13 protein-coding genes and 3 tRNA genes are annotated in these 17,046 nt (G+C 69.4%); 8 read left to right on the forward strand and 8 right to left on the reverse strand.

Annotated features, from left to right (window positions below; translation table 11 throughout):
• Nucleotides 1-115 precede the first annotated feature (115 nt).
• From ACIQFZ_RS31270 to ACIQFZ_RS31280, 3 genes are all read right to left on the reverse strand, one after another.
• Nucleotides 116-188 (reverse strand) — tRNA-Gly (locus ACIQFZ_RS31270).
• Between the two features lie 81 nt (nucleotides 189-269).
• Nucleotides 270-341 (reverse strand) — tRNA-Gly (locus ACIQFZ_RS31275).
• Nucleotides 342-488: 147 nt separating this feature from the next.
• The gene (locus tag ACIQFZ_RS31280) at nucleotides 489-806 is read right to left on the reverse strand and encodes an Lsr2 family protein (RefSeq protein WP_365420856.1); all 318 of its coding nucleotides are present in this window, start codon (nucleotides 804-806) and stop codon (nucleotides 489-491) included.
• 364 nt (nucleotides 807-1,170) lie between these two features.
• Between ACIQFZ_RS31280 and purS the strand changes: the two genes are divergently transcribed.
• From purS to purM, 6 genes are all read left to right on the forward strand, one after another.
• Nucleotides 1,171-1,443, forward strand: a complete 273-nt coding sequence (purS, locus tag ACIQFZ_RS31285) for a phosphoribosylformylglycinamidine synthase subunit PurS (RefSeq protein WP_190176121.1) — start codon at nucleotides 1,171-1,173, stop codon at nucleotides 1,441-1,443.
• Nucleotides 1,440-2,120, forward strand: a complete 681-nt coding sequence (purQ, locus tag ACIQFZ_RS31290; RefSeq protein WP_402692794.1) for a phosphoribosylformylglycinamidine synthase subunit PurQ — start codon at nucleotides 1,440-1,442, stop codon at nucleotides 2,118-2,120. The genes purS and purQ overlap by 4 nt, the downstream gene beginning before the upstream one ends.
• Complete coding sequence (gene purL / locus ACIQFZ_RS31295) at nucleotides 2,117-4,375, forward strand: phosphoribosylformylglycinamidine synthase subunit PurL (protein WP_365420862.1); 2,259 nt, start codon at nucleotides 2,117-2,119, stop codon at nucleotides 4,373-4,375. Before purQ ends, purL begins: the two co-directional genes overlap by 4 nt.
• 127 nt (nucleotides 4,376-4,502) lie before the next feature.
• Nucleotides 4,503-5,300 carry a sterol carrier family protein gene (locus tag ACIQFZ_RS31300; protein ID WP_402692795.1) on the forward strand — a complete coding sequence of 266 codons (798 nt, stop codon included), beginning with the start codon at nucleotides 4,503-4,505 and terminating at the stop codon, nucleotides 5,298-5,300.
• A 235-nt stretch (nucleotides 5,301-5,535) separates the two neighbouring features.
• Nucleotides 5,536-7,065, forward strand: a complete 1,530-nt coding sequence (gene purF / locus ACIQFZ_RS31305; protein ID WP_365420868.1) for an amidophosphoribosyltransferase — start codon at nucleotides 5,536-5,538, stop codon at nucleotides 7,063-7,065.
• 32 nt (nucleotides 7,066-7,097) lie between these two features.
• The gene (gene purM / locus ACIQFZ_RS31310) at nucleotides 7,098-8,165 is read left to right on the forward strand and encodes a phosphoribosylformylglycinamidine cyclo-ligase (protein WP_365420870.1); all 1,068 of its coding nucleotides are present in this window, start codon (nucleotides 7,098-7,100) and stop codon (nucleotides 8,163-8,165) included.
• Between the two features lie 143 nt (nucleotides 8,166-8,308).
• On the opposite strand, the gene ACIQFZ_RS31315 is transcribed toward purM, so the two are convergent.
• Both ACIQFZ_RS31315 and ACIQFZ_RS31320 read right to left on the reverse strand, forming a co-directional pair.
• The gene (locus tag ACIQFZ_RS31315; RefSeq protein ID WP_361419022.1) at nucleotides 8,309-8,560 is read right to left on the reverse strand and encodes a DUF3073 domain-containing protein; all 252 of its coding nucleotides are present in this window, start codon (nucleotides 8,558-8,560) and stop codon (nucleotides 8,309-8,311) included.
• Nucleotides 8,561-8,859: 299 nt separating this feature from the next.
• The gene (locus ACIQFZ_RS31320) at nucleotides 8,860-9,990 is read right to left on the reverse strand and encodes a Leu/Phe/Val dehydrogenase (RefSeq protein WP_402692796.1); all 1,131 of its coding nucleotides are present in this window, start codon (nucleotides 9,988-9,990) and stop codon (nucleotides 8,860-8,862) included.
• Nucleotides 9,991-10,272: 282 nt separating this feature from the next.
• Here ACIQFZ_RS31320 and ACIQFZ_RS31325 point away from each other — a divergent pair, with 282 nt between their 5' ends.
• Together ACIQFZ_RS31325 and bldC are read left to right on the forward strand one after the other, a co-directional pair.
• Nucleotides 10,273-11,142 carry a hypothetical protein gene (locus ACIQFZ_RS31325; protein WP_365420877.1) on the forward strand — a complete coding sequence of 290 codons (870 nt, stop codon included), beginning with the start codon at nucleotides 10,273-10,275 and terminating at the stop codon, nucleotides 11,140-11,142.
• 589 nt (nucleotides 11,143-11,731) lie between these two features.
• Nucleotides 11,732-11,938 carry a developmental transcriptional regulator BldC gene (bldC, locus tag ACIQFZ_RS31330; RefSeq protein WP_003949541.1) on the forward strand — a complete coding sequence of 69 codons (207 nt, stop codon included), beginning with the start codon at nucleotides 11,732-11,734 and terminating at the stop codon, nucleotides 11,936-11,938.
• Between the two features lie 474 nt (nucleotides 11,939-12,412).
• On the opposite strand, the gene ACIQFZ_RS31335 is transcribed toward bldC, so the two are convergent.
• From ACIQFZ_RS31335 to hrpA, 3 genes are all read right to left on the reverse strand, one after another.
• Nucleotides 12,413-12,607 carry a DUF6274 family protein gene (locus ACIQFZ_RS31335; protein ID WP_402692797.1) on the reverse strand — a complete coding sequence of 65 codons (195 nt, stop codon included), beginning with the start codon at nucleotides 12,605-12,607 and terminating at the stop codon, nucleotides 12,413-12,415.
• A 225-nt stretch (nucleotides 12,608-12,832) separates the two neighbouring features.
• A tRNA-Asp gene (locus ACIQFZ_RS31340) sits at nucleotides 12,833-12,907 on the reverse strand.
• Nucleotides 12,908-13,000: 93 nt separating this feature from the next.
• A complete protein-coding gene (hrpA, locus tag ACIQFZ_RS31345; RefSeq protein WP_402692798.1) occupies nucleotides 13,001-16,978 on the reverse strand; it encodes an ATP-dependent RNA helicase HrpA in 3,978 nt (1,325 codons plus the stop codon).
• Nucleotides 16,979-17,046: the final 68 nt, after the last annotated feature.

Genomic DNA, 17,046 nt, shown 5'->3' on the forward strand with positions numbered 1-17,046 from the left:
ACAAATGTCAGAGCGGACCGGGAGACAGCGCGGACCGGGGTGGATACCGCGGACCAGGGCGGATCCCGGGGACAACGAAAAGACCCCGGTCCGATGGACCGGGGTCTTTTTCCCGAGCGGACGACGAGGCTCGAACTCGCGACCTCAACCTTGGCAAGGTTGCGCTCTACCAACTGAGCTACGTCCGCATTGCCTCCGACCGGCTCCCACCGATCGGCGCGAGCACCAGCCTACCTGATCCACAGCAGTGGTCGGGACCGGCGGTGCAGAGCGGGTGACAGGAATTGCACACTGCGCCTTCCCCCTGGAAGGGGGATGTTCTACTACTGAACTACACCCGCATGGACTCCGTGGGTTTCGGCCTTCCGGCCTCGCCCCTCGGCGTGCTCCAGACATTAGCTGATCAACAGGGGGTGTGCGCAAGTCGGTTGTCCCCAGGGCCCACTGACGGGCCCTGGGCCACGGTCGGGCGCCTTCGGGAGCGGCCGTCACTGGGCCGCGCTGAACGCCTCGTAGACCTTCTTGGGGATGCGGCCGCGGGCTGGCACGTCCATTTTGTGGGCCTGCGCCCAGGCGCGGACGGCGGCGGGATCGGGGGCGACCTCCGTCTGCCGGTAGGTCTTGCCCGACTTCGACCGTTTGCGGCCGGCTTCCACGTACGGCGCGAGCACCTTACGCAGTTTCTTGGCATTGGCTTGGTTCAGGTCGATCTCGTAGAACTTGCCGTCCAGTCCGAAGGCGATCGTCTCCGCCGCTTCCGAGCCGTCGATGTCGTCAAAGAGAGTGACCACGACACGCTGCGCCACGAATATCGGTCCCTTCGTGCGACACCTCTGTGGCTCACCTGCTCCGCCATGCCATGCATGACGTGCGGAGATGTTCGGAGATGCCGACTGTCCGCCTGTTATCGGGAAAAGTATCGGCTGTTGCCAATTCATTTGTACAGTGCCAGGCATTGCAATGGGAAGCCCGACTAAATCTGTCCGCGTGTCCCGGTGCAATACCGGATCGGTCGCCGAACACCGAACTTTCCCAGAACTTTTCACGAAGACCGCCCAACGGTGTGGGGCCGTGACGGGCGTCACGTAGATTCCTACGAGTCTACTCGCGTAGAAATTTTGTGCGGGTAGTCTGAAGGAACCTGCTCAGCACCACACACCGGGAGTGCCAGTGGCACGCGTCGTAGTCGACGTCATGCTCAAGCCGGAGATCCTCGACCCCCAGGGCCAGGCGGTGCAGCGCGCACTGCCGCGGCTGGGTTTCGAAGGCATCTCCGACGTCCGTCAGGGAAAGCGATTCGAACTGGAAGTGGACGGGCCCGTCGACGAGGCCGCGCTCGCCCGCATTCACGATCTTGCCGAATCCTTCCTCGCCAACACCGTGATCGAGGACTTCACCGTCAAGGTCGAGTCCGATGACGTAGTCGCGGGGGCCGCGAAGTGACCGCTCGTATTGGCGTCGTCACTTTCCCGGGCAGCCTGGACGACCGTGACACCCAGCGGGCGATCCGTCTCGCCGGCGCCGAACCGGTCGCCCTCTGGCACCGGGACAAGGACCTCAAGCAGGTCGACGCGGTCGTCCTGCCGGGCGGTTTCTCCTACGGCGACTACCTGCGGGCCGGCGCCATCTCCCGCTTCTCGCCGGTGATGGGGACCGTCATCGAGCAGGCGAGGGCCGGCCTGCCGGTGCTCGGCATCTGCAACGGCTTCCAGGTCCTCACCGAGGCCCACCTCCTCCCGGGCGCGATGCTCGGCAACGACCACCTGCACTTCATCTGCCGCGACCAGAAGCTGCGGGTGGAGAACGCGTCGACCGCCTGGACGAGCGACTACACCGCCGGCCAGGAGATCCACATCCCGCTGAAGAACATGGACGGCAGGTACGTCGCCAACGCGTACACGCTGGACAAGCTGGAGGCGGAGGGCCGCGTCGCCTTCCGGTACCTGGACGGCAACCCCAACGGCTCCCTGCGGGACATCGCCGGCATCACCAACGAGGCCGGCAACGTCGTGGGCCTCATGCCGCACCCCGAGCACGCCACCGAGCCGCTGATCGGTACGGGACGTACCGACGGCCTGCCCTTCTTCACCTCGATCCTCAAGAAGCTGGTCACCGCATGAGCAGGACGCCTCTGGACACGGTCGAGCACGCGGCCGCGACCCCCGACGTCGAGCTGCCCTGGGCCGAACTCGGTCTGAAGAAGGACGAGTACGAGCGGGTCGTGGAGATCCTGGGCCGCCGCCCGACCGGCGCCGAGCTCGCCATGTACTCCGTGATGTGGTCCGAGCACTGCTCGTACAAGTCCTCCAAGGTCCACCTGCGCCAGTTCGGCGAGAAGGCCCCCGAGAACGACGCCCTGCTCGTCGGCATCGGCGAGAACGCCGGTGTGGTGGACGTGGGCCAGGGCTACGCGGTCACCTTCAAGGTCGAGTCGCACAACCACCCCTCCTACGTCGAGCCCTACCAGGGCGCGGCCACGGGCGTCGGCGGCATCGTGCGCGACATCATCGCGATGGGCGCGCGCCCGGTCGCCGTCGTCGACCCGCTGCGCTTCGGCGCCGCCGACCACCCCGACACCAAGCGGGTGCTCCCCGGCGTGGTGGCGGGCATCGGCGGCTACGGCAACTGCCTGGGCCTGCCCAACATCGGCGGCGAGGTCGTCTTCGACGCCTGCTACCAGGGCAACCCGCTGGTCAACGCGGGCTGCATCGGCGTGATGCGGCACGAGGACATCCACCTGGCCAAGGCCTCGGGCACGGGCAACAAGGTCATCCTGTACGGCGCCCGCACGGGCGGCGACGGCATCGGCGGCGCGTCGATCCTCGCCTCGGAGACCTTCGACGACGCCAAGCCGTCCAAGCGCCCCGCGGTCCAGGTCGGCGACCCCTTCCAGGAGAAGCTGCTCATCGAGTGCACCCTGGAGGCCTTCGCCGAGAAGCTGGTCGTCGGCATCCAGGACCTCGGCGCGGCCGGCCTGTCCTGCGCGACGAGCGAACTGGCCTCCAACGGCTCCGGCGGCATGCGCGTCACCCTGGACGACGTCCCCCTGCGCGACTCCACGCTCTCGCCCGAGGAGATCCTCATGAGCGAGTCGCAGGAGCGCATGTGCGCGGTGGTCGAACCGGAGAAGGTCGACCGCTTCCTGGAGATCTGCGAGAAGTGGGACGTCATCGCCACCGTCATCGGCGAGGTGACCGACGGCGACCGGCTGGAGATCTACTGGCACGGCGGCAAGATCGTCGACGTCGACCCGCGCACGGTCGCCCACGAGGGCCCGGTCTACGAGCGCCCGTACGCGCGCCCCCAGTGGCAGGACGCCCTCCAGGCCGACGACGCGAACAAGCTGCCGCGCCCGCGGACGGCCGAGGAGCTGAAGGACCAGGTCCTGAAGCTCGTGGCGTCCCCGAACCAGGCGTCCAAGAAGTGGATCACCCAGCAGTACGACCACTTCGTGCAGGGCAACACCGTCCTGGCCATGCCCGAGGACTCCGGCATGATCCGGATCGACGAGGAGACCGGCCTCGGCGTCGCCCTCGCCACCGACGGCAACGGCCGCTACGCCAAGCTCGACCCGTACACGGGCGCCCAGCTCGCGCTGGCGGAGGCGTACCGCAACGTCGCCACCACGGGCGCGAAGCCGCTGGCGGTCTCCGACTGCCTGAACTTCGGCTCGCCCGAGGACCCGGCCGTGATGTGGCAGTTCGCGGAGGCCGTGCGCGGTCTGGCGGACGGCTGCAAGCAGTTGGGCACCCCGGTGACCGGCGGCAACGTCTCGCTCTACAACCAGACGGGCGAGGCCGCCATCCACCCGACCCCGGTAGTCGCCGTCCTCGGTGTGATCGACGACGTCTCCCGCCGCACCCCGGTCGCCTTCCAGGAGGAGGGCCAGCTGCTGTACCTCCTCGGCGACACCCGCGAGGAGTTCGGCGGCTCGGCCTGGTCGCAGGTGGTCCACGACCACCTCGGCGGCCTGCCCCCGAAGGTCGACCTGGAGCGTGAGCGGCTGCTGGCCGAGATCCTGATCTCCGCCTCCCGCGACGGCATGATCGACTCCGCGCACGACCTGTCCGACGGCGGCCTCGTGCAGGCGGTCGTGGAGTCCGCCCTTCTGGGCGGCAAGGGCGCGCGTCTGGTCGTACCCGACGGCCTGGACGCGTTCACCTTCCTCCTGTCGGAGTCGGCCGGCCGCGCGATCGTCGCCGTGCCGCGCTCCGAGGAGGTCCGCTTCAACGACATGTGCGGCGCGCGTGGCCTGCCCGTCACCCGCATCGGTGTCGTGGACGGCGACGCGATCGAGGTCCAGGGCGAGTTCGAGCTGCCCCTGACCGAACTGCGCGAGGCCCACGAGGGAACGATCCCGGCGCTGCTGGCGTAAGCCACCTCGGCATACGCGGTGCGGGCCCCGCCCGGTCCAGGGCGGGGCCCGCCTGTGCGTTCCGCACGGGCGCGGTCGCCGGTCACAGGCCGAGGTGGCCAAGCCGTGAAGGCATAGGCTCGCCGCCATGCCCACGGTCAAGAAGCGCACCCGGACCTACGACCCCGGCAAGACCCGCGCCGCCGTGCTGGCGCAGTTCGGTCATGTGCGGGACGCCGTACGCACGCTGTCTCCCGAGCAGCTCGCGCTGCCCACGCGGCTCGGTGACTGGACCGTGCGGGATCTGGCCGCCCACGTCGGCATGGTCCTGTCGGCCGTCGGCCGGCTGCTCGACCGGCCCGAGCCTGCCCGGCAGGACGGCACTCTGCTCGACTGGCCGTCGGCCATCGGCGCCGACGCCCCGGCCATCGCGGCACACGCCCGCGAACTCGCCGACCGCAACCCCGACCTCGTCGCCTACCTCGACGCCGCCGAGCGGAACTTCACGGCCGCTGTCGGCGGGCACCCCGGCACCCGGCTGCTCGGCACCAGCGCGGGCGCCCTGCCGCTGGCCGACTACGTCGTCACCCGCGCCGTCGAACTCGTCGTCCACACCGACGACCTGAACGCCGCCGTGCCGGGCCTGGACATCCCCTACGACCGCCAGGCGCTGGCCGCCGCCACCCGGCTGCTGGCCGACGCGCTCGCCGCCCGCGCGCCCGGCGGATCGACCGAGGTGCGCATCCCGCCGTACGCCGTCGTGCAGTGCGTGCAGGGCCCCCGGCACACCCGCGGCACCCCGCCCAACGTCGTCGAGACCGACCCGCTGACCTGGGTCCGGCTGGCCGCCGGCCGGCTGGCGTGGCAGGACGCCGTGGCGTCCGCCGAGGTCAGCGCGAGCGGGGAGCGGGCCGACCTCAGTGGGCTGCTTCCGCTCCTGGCCTGAACCCGCTCCCCACGGCGTTCACGGCCCGAATGATGTGCGACACCTCACTCATGGCCACCCCGGAAAAGTCCGCAGTACCTTCCCGGCGGCACCTCCGTCAGCGGATGGATCATCGATTCAGCTCTCTGACCTGCTAAAACGACGACAGGGCTCGGGAAGCGGCACGAGAGCGGTACCGGACCGGCGCGCATCCCCCAATTCGGACCAGTGGTCGACCTCGCCTACACTCGGAGCCGTGCCACGTGGTGACGGACGACTCAACCACGACCTGCTCCCCGGTGAGAAGGGCCCCCAGGACGCGTGCGGCGTCTTCGGTGTCTGGGCTCCGGGTGAAGAGGTCGCAAAACTCACGTACTTCGGGCTCTACGCCCTCCAGCATCGGGGCCAGGAATCCGCGGGTATCGCGGTCAGCAACGGCTCCCAGATCCTCGTCTTCAAGGACATGGGACTGGTTTCCCAGGTCTTCGACGAGACCTCGCTCGGCTCCCTCCAAGGTCATATCGCGGTCGGACACGCCCGCTACTCGACCACCGGCGCCTCCGTGTGGGAGAACGCCCAGCCGACGTTCCGTGCCACCGCGCACGGATCGATCGCTCTCGGCCACAACGGGAACCTGGTCAACACCGCCCGGCTTGCCGAGCTGGTCGCCGACCTGCCGAAGGACAACAACGGGCGCTCCACCCGCGTCGCGGCCACCAACGACACCGACCTGCTCACGGCCCTGCTGGCCGCCCAGGTCGACGCCGACGGCAAGCCGCTGACCATCGAGGAGGCGGCCCACACCGTCCTGCCGCAGGTCAAGGGCGCCTTCAGCCTCGTCTTCATGGACGAGCACACCCTCTACGCCGCCCGTGACCCGCAGGGCATCCGCCCGCTGGTCCTTGGCCGCCTGGAGCGCGGCTGGGTCGTCGCCTCGGAGACCGCCGCGCTGGACATCACCGGTGCCAGCTTCGTCCGGGAGATCGAGCCCGGCGAGTTCGTCGCCATCGACGAGAACGGTCTGCGCACGTCCCGATTCGCGGAAGCGAAGCCCAAGGGCTGTGTCTTCGAGTACGTGTACCTGGCCCGCCCGGACACCGACATCGCCGGCCGGAACGTCTACCTCTCCCGCGTCGAGATGGGCCGCCGCCTGGCGAAGGAGGCCCCCGCCGACGCCGACCTCGTCATAGCCACCCCGGAGTCCGGCACCCCCGCCGCCATCGGCTACGCGGAGGCGTCCGGCATCCCCTTCGGCAGCGGCCTGGTGAAGAACGCCTACGTCGGCCGCACCTTCATCCAGCCCTCGCAGACCATCCGCCAGATCGGCATCCGCCTGAAGCTGAACCCGCTGAAGGAAGTCATCAAGGGCAAGCGCCTGGTCGTCGTCGACGACTCGATCGTGCGCGGCAACACACAGCGGGCCCTGGTACGGATGCTTCGCGAGGCCGGCGCCGCCGAGGTGCACATCCGGATCTCCTCGCCGCCGGTGAAGTGGCCCTGCTTCTTCGGCATCGACTTCGCCACCCGGGCCGAGCTCATCGCCAACGGCATGAGCATCGACGAGATCGGCACCTCGCTGGGCGCCGACTCGCTGGCGTACATCTCCATCGACGGCATGATCGAGGCGACCACCATCGCCAAGCCGAACCTGTGCCGCGCCTGCTTCGACGGCGAGTACCCGATGGAGCTGCCCGACCCCGAGCTGCTCGGCAAACAGCTGCTGGAGTCCGAGCTGGCCGCCGGGCCGGCCGCCACGGCCGCGGCCGACGCGATCCGCCGCCCGTAAGCACGCAAGACGACACGAAGGTTCCCAAGGTCATGTCTTCCGAGACCACTGGCGCCAGCTACGCGAGCGCGGGCGTCGACATCGAGGCGGGCGACCGCGCCGTAGAGCTCATGAAGGAGTGGGTGAAGAAGACCGGCCGCCCCGAGGTGCTCGGCGGCCTCGGCGGCTTCGCCGGCCTCTTCGACGCCTCCGCCCTCAAGCGCTACGAGCGCCCGCTGCTCGCCTCCGCCACGGACGGCGTCGGCACCAAGGTCGACATCGCCCGCCGGCTCGGCGTGTACGACACCATCGGCCACGACCTGGTCGCCATGGTCATGGACGACATCGTCGTGTGCGGCGCCGAGCCGCTGTTCATGACCGACTACATCTGCGTCGGCAAGGTCCACCCCGAGCGGGTCGCCGCCATCGTCAAGGGCATCGCCGAAGGCTGCGTCCTGGCCGGCTGCGCGCTGATCGGCGGCGAGACGGCGGAACACCCGGGCCTGCTCGGCGAGGACGACTTCGACGTTGCCGGCGCCGGTACGGGCGTCGTGGAGGCGGACCGGCTGCTCGGCCCGGATCGCATCCGTACGGGTGACGCGGTGATCGCCATGGCGGCCTCCGGGCTTCACTCCAACGGGTACTCCCTGGTCAGGCACGTGCTGCTGGACCGGGCCGGGCTGCCGCTGGAGGCGCACGTCGAGGACCTCGGCCGCACCCTCGGCGAGGAGCTGCTGGAGCCGACCAGGATCTACTCGCTGGACTGCCTGGCGCTGATCCGCACCACCGAGGTACACGCCTTCAGCCACGTCACCGGCGGCGGTCTCGCCGCCAACCTGGCCCGGGTGATCCCGGACGGCCTGCACGCCGTGGTCGACCGCTCCACCTGGACCCCGGCCCCCGTCTTCGACCTGGTCGCCAAGACCGGCGACGTCGAGCGGCTGGAGCTGGAGAAGACCCTCAACATGGGCGTGGGCATGATCGCGATCGTGCCCGAGGAGTCGGTCGACGTGGCCCTCGCCACCCTGGCCGACCGCGGGCTCGACGCCTGGGTGGCCGGCGAGATCACCGACCGCGGCGAGCACACCACGGGCGCGGCCCTGGTGGGGGACCACGCGTGAACCGCAGCGTGACCGGCACGCTCCGGCCGCCGGCGCCCCATGGGCGTCGGCGGGCGCACGAAACCCGGTCCGGTGCGTGAGCCCCGGACCGGGTGAGGTGCGATGCCTACGGCACGCAGGAAACGGCTGAGCCGCCGCGGACGCTATGCGCCGCGACGGTGCTGCCGCGAGGAGTTGTCGTCCTCGTCCTCGTCGTCGTCCTCGTACAACTCGGCGTACCGTGAGTACAGGTCGTCGTCATGCTCATCGTCCTCGAAACGGTCACCGTTCGGTGACTGATTCGACGTCGATGCGCCCAGCTCCTCGGCCAGGCGTGAGAGATCCGTCCCACCGCTGTTGTACTTCAGCTGGCGGGCGACCTTCGTCTGCTTGGCCTTGGCCCGGCCGCGCCCCATGGCTCGACCCCCTCAACGACGGGGCTCAACGGCCCCAGAGTCTGACACGCGTTCATGATCCGGAACGGGCTCTCCGTGGAGAGACCGGTCCGTAGGGCTTCCACGGTACCTGAGCCCACGCCCATACGGTACGTCGCCCACCGGACGCGCGTGTGCACAGGACCGTCGAGGAAGCCTGTCCTTGCTGGTCAATGGCGATTTTAACCACTTATCCGCAGACGACCCGCCGGTGGAAGTGAGAGTTCTCTCCAACTGTCCACCGGCAGGTACCGCGCGGACGCGCGACGTCCGCCGTACCGTCAGCCCGCGGCCCGGGCGTCCCCGACGGCCTTGGCGGCCTTGGCGGCCTTGGCGGCCCTGGCCTCCGACATCCGCTGCTCGGCGATCCGGTCGGCCGCGGCGGCCGGCGGAATTCCGTCTTCCTTCGCACGTGCGAATATGGCCAGCGTGGTGTCGAAGATCTCCGACGCCTTCGCCTTGCACCGGTCGAAGTCGAAGCCGTTCAGCTCGTCGGCGACCTGGATGACACCGCCGGCGTTCACCACGTAGTCCGGCGCGTAGAGGATCGAGCGGTCGGCCAGATCCTTCTCGACACCCGGGTGGGCGAGCTGGTTGTTGGCCGCGCCGCACACCACCTTGGCGGTCAGCACCGGCACGGTGTCGTCGTTCAGAGCGCCGCCGAGCGCGCAGGGGGCGTAGACGTCCAGCCCCTCGGTGCGGATCAGCGCGTCGGTGTCGGCCGCCACCTGAACCGCGGGGTGCTTGTCGACGATGCGCCGCACGGCGTCCTGCCGGACGTCCGTGATCACGACCTGGGCGCCCTCCTTGAGCAGGTGCTCGACGAGGTGGTGCCCGACCTTGCCGACGCCGGCGATGCCGACCTTGCGGTCACGCAGCGACGGGTCGCCCCACAGGTGCTGGGCGGAGGCGCGCATGCCCTGGTAGACACCGAAGGAGGTCAGCACCGAGGAGTCGCCGGCGCCGCCGTTCTCGGGCGAGCGGCCGGTGGTCCAGCGGCACTCGCGCGCCACGAGGTCCATGTCGGCCACGTACGTGCCGACGTCGCAGGCGGTGACGTAGCGCCCGCCGAGCGAGGCGACGAACCGCCCATAGGCGAGCAGCAGTTCCTCGGTCTTGATCTGCTCCGGGTCACCGATGATCACGGCCTTGCCACCGCCGTGACGGAGGCCGGCCATGGCGTTCTTGTACGACATGCCGCGCGCGAGGTTCAGCGCGTCGGCGACGGCCTGCTCCTCGTTCGCGTACGGGTAGAAGCGCGTACCGCCGAGCGCGGGGCCCAGAGCGGTGGAGTGGATGGCGATGACGGCCTTGAGGCCGCTGGCGCGGTCCTGACAGAGCACGACTTGCTCATGACCCCCCTGCTCCGAGTGGAACAGGGTGTGCAGGACGCCGTTGGTCACGTCGGTCACGGTGGTGACTCCCGGGGAAGTAGCGGCGAGCGGGGACTGGCCCTCCGAAGACCCCCGCGCGTTGTGGTGGCGGAGGCGGGAGGAGGGGTGGTGTGCGGCGGCCGGTGGGCCGCTCAGCAGGAGATTAGACCCTGACCCCGCCTTCCATGACCCTGGTGGTGGGGATCACCCTCCCCCGGAGTACGCCGCCACCCGGGCGTGGGACGATTTGCAGTGGTTTTCCGTCCACCCGGGTGCGGGCCGGGCGGGTTTCGGGTCCGGTCCGGTGGGGAGGGAGCAGGCGTGCCCAAGGTGTCCTCCGTGGTCGTCCCGTACGCGACCTACTTGCGCGTCTACGAGCCGCTGGCCGCCTTCCCGGAGCCGGAGCGCAGCCACTGGGCGCGCTATGCCCGCCGCCCCGACCGCCCCTCCTACCAGGACGAACTGCGCCGCTCACTGGCCGACCTGCTGCCCACCCCGCCGGTGCCGGTTCCGGTGCACGAGAGCCCGGACGCGTTCGTGCTCGACGTCGACGGGGTGGTCTGCGTCTGCCCTTGGCGTACCCGGCTGCGCGGCTGGCAGGCCCTGGGCGACCTCGCCGAGGAGTTCCCGGCCGCCGTGCTGGACGCGGTCCTGCCGCCGGTGGTGCGTCGCCAGGCCACCCAGGACTACGAGCGCTGGCTGGCCGACAACCCCGACGCCCGTCCCTGGATCCGCACCGCGACCTGGCAGGTGCCGCTGAACTGGTTCGTGCTGGTCTCCGACGAGGAGCGGGAGTACGTCAAGGGCTCCGGTGCGGCCGGGGACCCCGGCGGCTTCGGTGGCGACGTGCCGGTGCTGCGCTACCGGACGCCGATGGTGCAGGCGCGGCGGCGGGTGGCGCGCGGGCTGCGGGCGCTCAAGGACGCCATCGACGAGGGGCCGCTGATCGACGGCCTGGTGGACGTCGGACGCTGGCTGGAGGAGTTCCATCCGCGCTCGCTGGTGGAGCTGGACTACGGCGGGCTGGTGCACGCGCTGCCGGTCGGCGAGTTGGAGGGCGACCACTCGGCCGCCGATGTGGCCGAGGGCATCGAGGCGCTGCGCCAGGGCGACGGGGCGGCCGCGGGAGAGGCGTACGGGCGGCTCGTGGAGCGCTGGCGGGCGGTACGCGACCGGCGCTCCGCGAACTGACGCCACGCCAGGTCCGACCCCGTCCGACCCCGTCCGACCTCGCGCGACCTCGGGCGACCTCGTGTCCGGGGTGACGCAGATCACGGTTGAACGGATGGTGAACGGCGTACCGTCGAGGGCGTTTCCGGGAGCTGACGGGACGTAGGTTCCGATCCGGGCGTTTGCATCAAGGGTGACGGACGGCACTTACCCGACCCTTGCGCCGCTTGCCACTCCTCGTGCCAAAATAGGACAAGGAGTCCGGGGAGGGCTCCATCCGTCCAACTGTGCTCCACTGTGGGTGGAATCTCCGCATTGCACTCTTTGGGGGGTCTGGCGACTCCTGATCGTGCTGTGACTGATCGTCACAGTCGCGTGACTGTCCGCTATGGCATGGTCCATCGGCTTCCGTCGCTGATGAACACCTGGGAGGGCAATTCCATCGGTTTGGCCGACGCGGCTGGACAGATGGTGTAGTTGTAGTGCCGAGGACAAGCCGTTCGTCCTATAACCGACTCGACTCGCGTCCGCCATTTCGGGCAACGCGGGTCAAGGTGCAGAATTTAGAGGAAAGAACCGAGAAGGTTCGGTTCTCCCGAGGAGGCCGCTCATGACCGCTCGCACCCCTGATGCCGAGCCGCTGCTGACCCCGGCTGAGGTCGCCACCATGTTCCGCGTCGACCCCAAGACGGTCACGCGCTGGGCGAAGGCCGGCAAGCTCACGTCGATCCGCACGCTCGGCGGGCACCGCCGATACCGCGAGGCTGAGGTCCGCGCACTGCTCGCGGGTATTCCGCAGCAGCGCAGCGAGGCCTGAACAACCGAATAACCGGACGAACCGGCTGGTCCCCCACTGGCCGAGGCGCCCGGAACCGCAGCTCCAAGCGACACGGGTCCTGCCCCAACAGGCCCCACGCCCAAGCCGTCTGAGCTCCGCAGGCAAGTGAACAAGGGTGCGTCGTCGATCGCGCTGGACTCCGCCGGGTCCAGCGCGATCTTTTTTGTGTGCCTTCCGGAGCCCGCGGGGTGGCTCTGTGAGCGGGCTTGTCGGAGTCTGGGGAGGCTCGGCGGATCATCTGTGGAGCAACACACAGGGCGGTGCAATTGCACATATTAAATTGACCCTGTGTAGGGCGGGCGTAAGTACCGCACTTTCAGAAACCCATTCGGTGACACCCGTCACATGCCGAGGCGCTTGTTGCCGGCCGTGTCTCTGCGCTAGTGGAAGCTCCGGTTCCATCGCCCCACGCCTGCAAGGGAGTTCGGGATTCGAGGTGCACCCCGGGGCGGTTCACGCCGTCGAGGGGCTCTCGTCCTCCACCGGCTCCTCCGCGGCGCCTGGGGCCGCCCACGGGGCGCCGGCCATCTCCAGTCGCAGCAGCTGACGGCAGACGGCGCAGCGGCGCGTGAGATGGCGGTACGACGAGGCTGCCGCGAGATGTGCGCGGAGCAGCGCCCGCGTCTCGTGCCTGGCCGATGCCGCCATACGCCACCTCCAGTGGACCGCAGGGGAGCGGAGCCTGCTCCTTGGGTACTGAGGGAACCTGCTCCTTGGGTACCGAGGGAATGTGACGCCGTCAAGACACGGCGGCGCGCCACAGGCCGCCACAGGGCCCCTCCGCCCCTCCGGAAGGGGCCGCGCGGACGGAGTATGCGAGCACACGAGAAGAGGGCCCGAACCCCCTCGGGGGGTCGGGCCCTCTTGACAATGCGGTCCTGACGGGATTTGAACCCGCGGCCTCCACCTTGACAGGGTGGCGAGCACTCCAAACTGCTCCACAGGACCAGGTTTCGCGGCGCCATTCGTGCGTTGCGCTGCGAGAAGAGACTGTACAGGAGCAGGAGCCCGGGGTCGAACTCACTTAGCGTGCACGTGCCATCACGGCACGGCCGCGTCGATCGCCTTCACGATCCGCTTGTCCGAGACCGGATACGCCGTGCCCAGCGCGTGCGCGAAGTAGCTCACCCGCAGCTCCTCGATCATCCAGCGGATGTCCAGGACCGAGGACGGCACCGGCCGGCCCCGCGGCATCTGCTCGAGCAGCCACGCGTACTCGTCCCGCATCTCGTGGACCTTCTCCATGCGCGTGGTGTCCCGCTGGACGTTCGTCGGCATCTGCTGGAGGCGGCGGTCGGCGGCCACCAGATAGCGCATCAGGTCCGGCAGACGCCGTACCCCGGACGCCGTGACGAAGCCGGGCTTCACCAGGCCGTCCAGCTGAGCCCGCAGGTCCGCCAGGTTCGGCAGCAGCGCGGGGCTGCGTACGGCCTTCAGACGCCGCTCACAGGCCTGCCAGGCGGCCAGCACCTGCTGCACCTGGCCCACCGTCCGCACGGTCGTGTCCACGATGTCGGCACGCACCTTGTCGTACAGCTTCCGGTACGACTCCTCGTCCCAGACCGGCCCGCCGAAGTCCGCGATCAGCCGGTCCGCCGCCGCCGTCGCGCAGTCGTCGAACAGCGCCTGGATCGAGCCGTGCGGGTTCGCCGAGAGAGCGAGCTTCTGCTGGTTGCTCAGCTTTTCGGACGCGAACTTCGCCGGGTTGACCGGGATGTTGCGCAGGATCAGCCGCCGCGTGCCCCGCCACATCGCCTCGGCCTGCTCGGCCTCGGTGTCGAAGAGCCGTACGGAGACGGTGTCGCCGTCGTCGACGAGCGCCGGGAAGGCCTTCACCGGCTGGCCGGCCCGGCGGGTCTCGAAGACCCGGGTGAGCGTGCCGATGGTCCAGTCGGTCAGGCCCTTGCGCTCCAGGGACTCTCCGCCCTGCCGCTCCGCGGTCGCCGCGGCGGCCTGCGACAGGGCCTGGCGCGCCCTGGGCTTCAGCTGCAGCTTCAGCGCCTGGAGGTCCTTGTCCTCGGCCAGCTTGCGGCGCCGCTCGTCGACGATCCGGAAGGTGATCTTCAAATGGTCGGGGACCCTGGACCAGTCGAAGTCCTCGGCCTCGAAGGGCACACCGACCATGCGCTTCAGCTCCCGCGCCATGGTGGTGGTCAGCGGCTCCTGCAACGGCACCGCCGACTCCAGGAACGCCTTCGCGTAGTTCGGCGCCGGAACGTAGTTGCGGCGGATGGGCTTGGGCAGCGAGCGGATCAGCTCGGTGACGACCTCCTCGCGCAGCCCCGGGATCTGCCAGTCGAAGCCCTCGTCCGTGACCTGGTTCAGCACCTGCAACGGGATGTGGACGGTCACGCCGTCCGCGTCCGCGCCCGGCTCGAACTGGTACGTCACCCGGAACTTGAGGTTCTCCTGCCGCCAGGAATCCGGATAGTCGGCCTTGGTGACCGCCTCCGCCGACTCCCGGATGAGCATCTCCCGCTCGAAGTCCAGGAAGTCCGGCTGCTCGTTCCGCTTGCGCTTCCACCAGGAGTCGAAGTGCGCCCCGGACACGACGTGTTCGGGCACCCGCCGGTCGTAGAAGTCGAACAGCGTCTCGTCGTCCACGACGATGTCCCGGCGCCGGGCCCGGTGCTCCAGCTCCTCCACCTCGCTGAGGAGCCTGCGGTTGTCGGCGAAGAACTTGTGGTGCGTGCGCCAGTCGCCCTCGACGAGCGCGTTGCGGATGAACAGCTCCCGGCTGAGCTCCGCGTCGATCCGCCCGTAGTTCACCTTCCGCTGGGCGACGATCGGAACGCCGTACAGCGTGACCTTCTCGTACGCCATCACCGCCGCCTGGTCCTTCTCCCAGTGCGGTTCGCTGTAGGTCCGCTTCAGCAGGTGCCCGGCCAGTGGCTCGACCCACTCCGGTTCGATCCTCGCGTTGACGCGGGCCCACAGCCGGGAGGTCTCGACGAGCTCGGCGGACATCACGAAGCGCGGCGGCTTCTTGAACAGCGCCGAGCCAGGGAAGATCGCGAACTTGGCGTTGCGGGCACCCAGGTACTCGTTCCGGCCGCCGTCCTTGCGCGCGCCGGGCCCGGAGTCCTTGGACTCCTTCACGTCCTTCATGCCGACGTGCGAGAGCAGACCGGCCAGCAGCGAGACGTGGATCCGGTCGGCGGGCGCGTCCTGGTCGTCCAGATGGATGCCCATCTGCTTGGCGACCGTGCGCAACTGGCTGTAGATGTCCTGCCATTCGCGAATACGCAGGAAGTTCAGGAACTCCTGCTTGCACATGCGCCGGAACGACGAGGAGCCCCGCTCCTTCTGCTGCTCGCGGATGTAGCGCCACAGGTTGAGGTAGGCGAGGAAGTCGCTGGTCTCGTCCCGGAAGCGGGCGTGCTGCTGATCGGCCTGGGCCTGCTTCTCGGCGGGACGCTCGCGCGGGTCCTGGATGGACAGCGCGGCGGCGATCACCATGACCTCGCGGACGCAGCCGTTGCGGTCGGCCTCCAGCACCATACGGGCCAGACGCGGGTCGACCGGCAGCTGGGCGAGCTTGCGGCCGGTCTCCGTGAGCCGTTTGCGGGGGTCCTTCTGCGCCGGGTCCAGCGCGCCCAGCTCCTGGAGCAGCTGCACGCCGTCACGGATGTTGCGGTGGTCCGGCGGGTCGATGAACGGGAACTTCTCGATGTCGCCGAGGCCGGCCGCGGTCATCTGGAGGATGACGGAGGCGAGGTTGGTGCGCAGGATCTCCGCGTCCGTGAACTCCGGACGGGTGAGGAAGTCGTCCTCGCCGTAGAGCCGGATGCAGATGCCGTCGGACGTACGCCCGCAGCGGCCCTTGCGCTGGTTGGCGCTGGCCTGCGAGACCGGCTCGATCGGCAGCCGCTGCACCTTGGTGCGGTGGCTGTACCGGGAGATCCGGGCGAAGCCGGGGTCGATGACGTACTTGATGCCGGGGACGGTCAGGGAGGTCTCGGCGACGTTGGTCGCCAGGACGATCCTGCGGCCGGTGTGCGGCTGGAAGACCCGGTGCTGCTCGGCGTGCGACAGCCGGGCGTACAGCGGCAGCACCTCGGTGAACCGGTAGTTCTTCTTGTTGAGCGCGTCGGCCGTGTCGCGGATCTCCCGCTCCCCCGAGAGGAAGACGAGGATGTCCCCGGACCCCTCGGCCATGAGTTCCTCCACCGCGTCCGTGATCGCGGTGATCTGGTCCCGGTCGGCGTCGTCGGAGTCCTCCTCCAGCAGCGGCCGGTACCGCACCTCCACGGGATACGTCCGCCCGCTGACCTCGACGATCGGGGCGTCACCGAAGTGCCGGGAGAAGCGCTCGGGATCGATGGTGGCCGAGGTGATGACGACCTTGAGGTCCGGTCGCCGCGGCAGCAGCTGCGCGAGATAGCCCAGCAGGAAGTCGATGTTGAGGGACCGCTCGTGGGCCTCGTCGATGATGATCGTGTCGTAGGCCCGCAGCTCGCGGTCGGTCTGGATCTCGGCGAGCAGGATGCCGTCCGTCATCAGCTTCACGAACGTGGCGTCGGGATCCACCTGGTCGGTGAACCGCACCTTCCAGCCGACGGCCGCACCGAGCGGGGTGTCCAGCTCCTCCGCCACACGCTCGGCGACGGTACGGGCGGCGATCCGGCGGGGCTGAGTGTGCCCGATCATGCCCCGCACACCCCGGCCCAGCTCCATGCAGATCTTCGGGATCTGCGTGGTCTTCCCGGACCCCGTCTCACCGGCGACGATGACGACCTGGTGAGCGCGGATCGCGTCGGCGATCTCGTCCTTCTTCTGGCTGACCGGCAACTGCTCGGGATAGCCGATCGCCGGCACCCGGGAACGCCGGGCGGACATGCGCTCCTCGGCCTTCCCGACCTCGCCCTCGACCTCGGCGAGAACGGCGGCACGCGCCTCCGGCTTGCGAATCTTGCGCGCGCCTTCGAGCCTGCGGCCGAGCCGGTGCGCGTCACGCAGCGACAACTCGTTCAGGCGGGAGGCGAGGGCGCCGAGGGCGGGGGCGGGATGCGTAGACATACGGGACCCAGGATCTCATCCCCAGGAAAATCCTGGCTAACGCTTTTGCCGCGGGCCGCCGGCTGCGG

The sequence above is a fragment of the Streptomyces sp. NPDC093064 genome (assembly GCF_044754605.1).
Taxonomy (GTDB): domain Bacteria; phylum Actinomycetota; class Actinomycetes; order Streptomycetales; family Streptomycetaceae; genus Streptomyces.